Origin of the sequence: Pseudonocardia sp. KRD291 (genome assembly GCF_019263595.1) — a bacterium.
In the GTDB taxonomy this organism is placed as follows: Bacteria; Actinomycetota; Actinomycetes; order Mycobacteriales; family Pseudonocardiaceae; genus Pseudonocardia.
The window spans coordinates 1-5,103 of sequence record NZ_JADQDD010000388.1 but is presented as its reverse complement, the minus strand read 5'-3'; the positions used below and the strand labels follow the sequence as shown (position 1 = coordinate 5,103).

4 protein-coding genes are annotated in these 5,103 nt (G+C 75.7%); 2 read left to right on the top strand and 2 right to left on the bottom strand.

Translation table 11 applies throughout. The features are described from left to right. The coding region (gene edd, locus I4I78_RS30370) for a phosphogluconate dehydratase (RefSeq protein WP_218614949.1) at positions 1 to 1,818 on the bottom strand (1,818 nt) is incomplete at its 3' end. 189 nt (positions 1,819 to 2,007) lie between these two features. Here edd and I4I78_RS30365 point away from each other — a divergent pair. After that, complete coding sequence (locus I4I78_RS30365; protein ID WP_218614948.1) at positions 2,008 to 3,195, top strand: ROK family transcriptional regulator; 1,188 nt, start codon at positions 2,008 to 2,010, stop codon at positions 3,193 to 3,195. Between the two features lie 4 nt (positions 3,196 to 3,199). On the opposite strand, the gene I4I78_RS30360 is transcribed toward I4I78_RS30365, so the two are convergent. After that, complete coding sequence (locus tag I4I78_RS30360; protein WP_218614947.1) at positions 3,200 to 3,880, bottom strand: GNAT family N-acetyltransferase; 681 nt, start codon at positions 3,878 to 3,880, stop codon at positions 3,200 to 3,202. Positions 3,881 to 3,973: 93 nt separating this feature from the next. Between I4I78_RS30360 and I4I78_RS30355 the strand changes: the two genes are divergently transcribed. Further along, positions 3,974 to 5,103 (top strand): ROK family transcriptional regulator (locus I4I78_RS30355; RefSeq protein ID WP_218614946.1); only part of this gene is annotated, 1,130 nt, incomplete at its 3' end.

Here is a 5,103-nt window from a genome sequence, read left to right as displayed (position 1 = left end):
GACGCTCGCGCCCCGCTCGGCCGGTCCGACGGCGTCGCGGAACGCCGCGAACAGCTCCCGGCCGGTCCCGAACGTAGAGTCCACCGGCGGGACGGACCCGTCGCGGGCGGCCATCTCGTGTGCGTCGACCAGCAGCTCCAGGGTCCCGGCCAGGGTGTCGAGGCGGATCACGTCGCCGTCGCGGACCTTGCCCAGGGGCCCGCCCTGCGCGGCCTCCGGGGTGACGTGCAGCGCGGCCGGGACCTTGCCCGACGCGCCGGACATCCGGCCGTCGGTGACGACGGCGACCCGGTACCCGCGGTCCTGCAGCACCCCGAGCGCTGGGGTGAGCTTGTGCAGCTCCGGCATGCCGTTCGCGCGGGGGCCCTGGTGACGCACGACGGCGACCATGTCGGCGTCGAGCTCGTCGCGGCCGAACGCGTCGAGCAGCTGTGCCTGGTCGTCGAACACCCGTGCCGGGGCCGTGACGACCCGGTGCTCGGCATCCACCGCGGACGTCTTGACCACCGCGCGCCCGAGGTTGCCGCCGAGCACCCGCAGTCCACCGTCCGGGGCGAACGGGTCCGCGACGCCGCGCAGCACGGTCTTGTCCAGGCTCTCGGTGGGGCCGTCGCGCCAGACGAGGTCCGCTCCCCCGTCCCCGCTGCCGCCCAGGAACGGTTCGGCGGTGTAGCGGTGCAGGCCGTGCCCGACGACGGTGTCGACGTCGTCGTGCAGCATCCCGGCCCCGAGCAGCTCGCGGATCAGCAGCGACATCCCGCCCGCGGCCTGGAAGTGGTTGATGTCGGCGGTGCCGTTCGGGTAGATCCGGGTCAGCTGCGGCACGACCGCGGACAGGTCGGAGAAGTCGTCCCAGGTCAGCTCGACGCCCGCGGCCGCAGCCATCGCGACCAGGTGCATCGTGTGGTTCGTCGAGCCGCCGGTGGCCAGCAGCGCCACCACCCCGTTGACGACGGCGTTCTCGTCGACGACCTCGCCCATCGGCGCCGTCGACGGGTCCAGCGCCCGGCGGGCGGCCTCGTCGGTCAGGGCGTCGCGCAGCGGGGTGCCCGGGTTGACGAAGCTCGCGCCCGGCAGGTGCAGGCCCATGACCTCCATCAGCAGCTGGTTGGAGTTCGCGGTCCCGAAGAACGTGCAGGTCCCGGGACCGTGGTAGCTCTTCGACTCGGCTTCGAGCAGCTCCTCACGGCTGGCCTTGCCCTCGGCGTGCAGCTGGCGGATGCGGGCCTTCTCCTTGTTCGGCAGGCCCGAGGTCATCGGGCCTGCCGGGGCCAGCACGACCGGCAGGTGCCCGAACGACAGCGCGCCCATCACCAGCCCGGGGACGATCTTGTCGCAGACGCCGAGCAGGACGGCGCCGTCGAACATGTCGTGCGAGAGCGCGACCGCCGTCGACATGGCGATCACGTCCCGGCTGAACAGGGACAGCTCCATGCCCTCGCGGCCCTGGGTGATCCCGTCGCACATGGCGGGCACGCCGCCGGCGACCTGGGCCACCCCACCGGCCGCCCGCGCGGCCTGCTTGATCCGCGCCGGGAACGTCTCGAACGGCTGGTGCGCCGAGAGCATGTCGTTGTAGGCGGACACGATCGCGACGTTGCGGGCCGGCGTCGCGGTGAGCGTCAGCTTGTCCGGGCCGCAGGCGGCGACGCCGTGCGCGAGGTTGGCGCAGCCCAGTCCACTACGGCTGGGCTCGCTGCGCCCCGGGGCGGCGTCCGGTGTGGAGCCTGCGGCGCGGATGCGCCCGAGGTAGGCGGCGCGGCGGGCGGCGGAGCGGGCGCGGATCCGGTCGGTGACGGCGGCGACGATCGGGTGCATCGGCACCTCGTCCGGGCGGTCGGTGCCGGTGGCGGGCGGGGTAGCGGTCACGGTGCGTCGGTCTCCTGACGAGGCGGTGGTGTCGAACCGTGCAATGAGCACTCTAGAGCGCCACTTCCGCACTCACAAGACGTTACTGTTCCCACATCGGCGTTAGCGCAGGTCAAAGACACATGTTCTACTGGTCGAATGCGAGGACGCACCCCGACCACCGCGCCCGCCACCGCCGGCGAGATCTTCCGGCTGGTCCGCGACGGCGAGGCCGGAACCCGGACCGAGATCGGCCGGGCCACCGGCCTGTCCCGGACCGCGGTCGCGGCGCGGGTCGACCGGCTCCTCGCCGAGGGCCTGGTCACCGAGGTCGTCGGCGCGGCGGCGACCGGCGGACGTCCGGCGGCGCGCCTGGTCTTCCACGCCACGGGTGGCACCGTGCTCGCGGTCTCGGTCGGGGTCAGCCGGACCAAGGCCGCGATCTGCGACCTCACCGGCCGGGTGATCGCCGAGGACGCCCTGGACCAGCCGGCGTCGATCGGGCCGGACAAGCTGCTCGACGCCGTGATCCCGATGCTGGAGGGGCTGCTGGCCACCACGGGCGCCACCGAGTCCGGGATCCGCGGGATCGGGCTCTCCATCCCGGGCACCGTCGACCGCGACGCGGGCGCCAGCATCGGTGTCCCGTCGCTGCCCGGCTGGGAGGGCGTGGCGCTACCGCCGCTGCTGACCGAGCGCTTCCCGGTGCCGGTGCGGGTGGACAACGACGTGAACGTGATGGCGCTGGCCGAGCACGCCGCGCACCCGGGCGTCGACGACCTGCTGATGGTCAAGGTCTCCACCGGGGTCGGCGCCGGCGTGGTGGCCGGCGGCGTGCTGCAGCGCGGGGCGTGGGGTGCGGCGGGCGAGATCGGGCACACCCCCGTGCACGACGGGCCGGGCGTCGGCTGCGGGTGTGGCAACGTCGACTGCCTGGAGGTGCTGGCCGGCGGTGCCGCGCTGATTCGCGACCTGACCGCGGCCGGACGCGAGGTGCACGCCATCGCCGACGTGATCATGCTGGTCAAACAGGGTGACCCGGAGGCGGTCCGGCTGGTGCGCACGGCCGGTCGGCGCCTCGGCGAGGTGCTGGCCGCGGCCGTGAACCTGATCAACCCGGCCATGGTGACGATCGGCGGCGACCTCGTCGGCGCCTACGACCCGCTGGTCGCCGGGGTCCGGGAGGCGATCTACCGGCAGTCGATGGCCGCCGCGACCCAGGACCTGCGGATCGAGCCGGGCCTCACGCACGGGCGCAGCGGCGTCACCGGCTGCGCGATCCTGGTGCTCGACGAGGTGCTCGCCCCCGCCTCGGTGGATGCGGCGCTGTCCGACCCGGATGCCTGAGCGCTCATCGCTCCGGCGTGCGCAGCAGGTCGAACCGCATCGGGCGGCTCAGCACGAACCCCATCCGCCGGTAGAGCCGCAGGGCCGTCTCGTTGGACGCGGCGCCGTGCAGGATCGGCCGGTCCCCGCGCGCCACGATCCCCGCCGCGACGGCCCGCACCAGCCGTTCGGCGAGCCCCTGCCCGCGCGCGGACGGGTCCGTGCAGACCGCGCTGATCTCGGTCCGGCCGGGGACCCGCAGCCGCTCGCCCGCCATCGCGACCAGCTCCCCGCCGCGCCGGATGCCCAGGTAGGTGCCCAGCTCGGCGGTGCGCGGGCCCCACGGTCCGGGCCGGGTGCGCTCCACCAGGTCGCGCATCGCGTCCCGGTCGCCGACCTCGAGCTCGATGGCCTCGGGGTCCGGCGCGGCCTCGACGCCCGCACCGTCCATCTGGACGCCGTCCAGCGCCCGGACGGTCTCCCAGCCCGCAGGCGCAGCGGCGCCGGGGCCGGCCAGCACGAGTGTCTCCCCGGGCCCGGCCAGCGCCGCGAGGTCGGCCCAGTCGCGGGCGTCCGGGTCCGCCGGCAGGCCCGCGAACGGGGACACGTCCGGGTCGAAGCGCACCGCCCGTCCACGGCGGTCGCCGAAGGTGCGCAACGGCCCGGTGAGGGCTGCCGGGACCGGGTTCACCAGCGGGTCGTCCATGGCGTCGATCATGCCTACCCCGGCGCGCGCCGGGCACGCGGGTTCCCGCGCGCTGCGCCGGGCCGGACCCGCTGCTCCGGTAGCGTGACGGCGGTGACTTCCGTGTCGGAAGAAACCACCCGCAACGGTTGGGGCCGCCTCGACGGCAGCCTGCTCGCCGTCGCCGTCGAGGTGCTGCGCCACGGCCCGCTGCCGCGCGCGGAGCTCTCCCGCAGGCTCGGGCTGTCCCCCGGCTCGTTGACCCGCCTGACCCGACCGCTGCTCGACGACGGCCTGCTCGTCGAGGGCGGCCCGCAGCGCCGGCGCAGCACCGGACGGCCGTCGGTGCCCCTGGACGTGCGCCCCACCCGGGCCCGGTTCGCCGGCGTGACGATCACCGCCGACGAGCTGTTCGCCGTGGTCACCGACCTGCGCGCCGAGGTCCTGGACCGCCGCACCGTCGCGCTGCCCGGCCGGTCCCCGGACGAGGTGGTGCGCGCCGTCGCCGACCTCGTGCACGCGCTGGCCCGGGTGCACGGCCCGCTCGCCGGGGCCGGGGTCGGCATCGGCGGGCTGGTCACCGAGCACCGCGACGTCGTCGTCGCGCCGTTGCACGGCTGGGAGGCCGCCGTCCCGCTGGCCGCGCTGCTCACCACCGCGACCGGCGTCCCGGTGTCGGTGGACAACGACGTACGCGCCCTGACCGCGGCCGAGCACTGGTTCGGGCAGGGGCGGGGCCTGCACTCGTTCGCGCTGGTCACGATCGGCGCCGACGTCGGCTGCGGACTCGTCGTGCACGACCGCCAGATCTGCGGGGCGCGCGGCCTGGGTGGCGCGGTCGGGCACCAGCCGCTGGTCCCCGCCGCGCCCGGCGGGCCGTGCGGGCTCGGGCACGCCGGCTGCGCTCAGGCCCTGCTGGGCAGCGGCGGGCTGAGCGCCGCGGCGGCGGCACACCTGGGCCGTCCGGTCACCCGCGACGAGCTGTTCGAGCTCGCCGGCGCCGGGGACGCCCGTGCCCGGTCGGTGCTCGACGCCGCCGCCCGCGGCCTCGCGCTGCTGATCGTCGGCCTGACCGGCGCGCTCGACCCGGAGCTGGTGCTGGTCTCCGGGCAGAGCGCCGAGCTGCTGGCGATCTCCCGTGCCGCGTTCGACGCCGAGACCGCCCGGCACGGCCGTCCCGGGTTCGCGCCGGTGCCGGTCCGGGTCGCCGCGTTCGGCCACACCGACCGGGCCCGCGGGGCCGC

Excerpts from the sequence above, each read along its gene's own strand:
- I4I78_RS30360 (WP_218614947.1), bottom strand. The coding sequence starts at position 3,880 with ATGGACGACCCGCTGGTGAACCCGGTCCCGGCAGCCCTCACCGGGCCG.
- I4I78_RS30365 (WP_218614948.1), top strand. The coding sequence starts at position 2,008 with ATGCGAGGACGCACCCCGACCACCGCGCCCGCCACCGCCGGCGAGATC.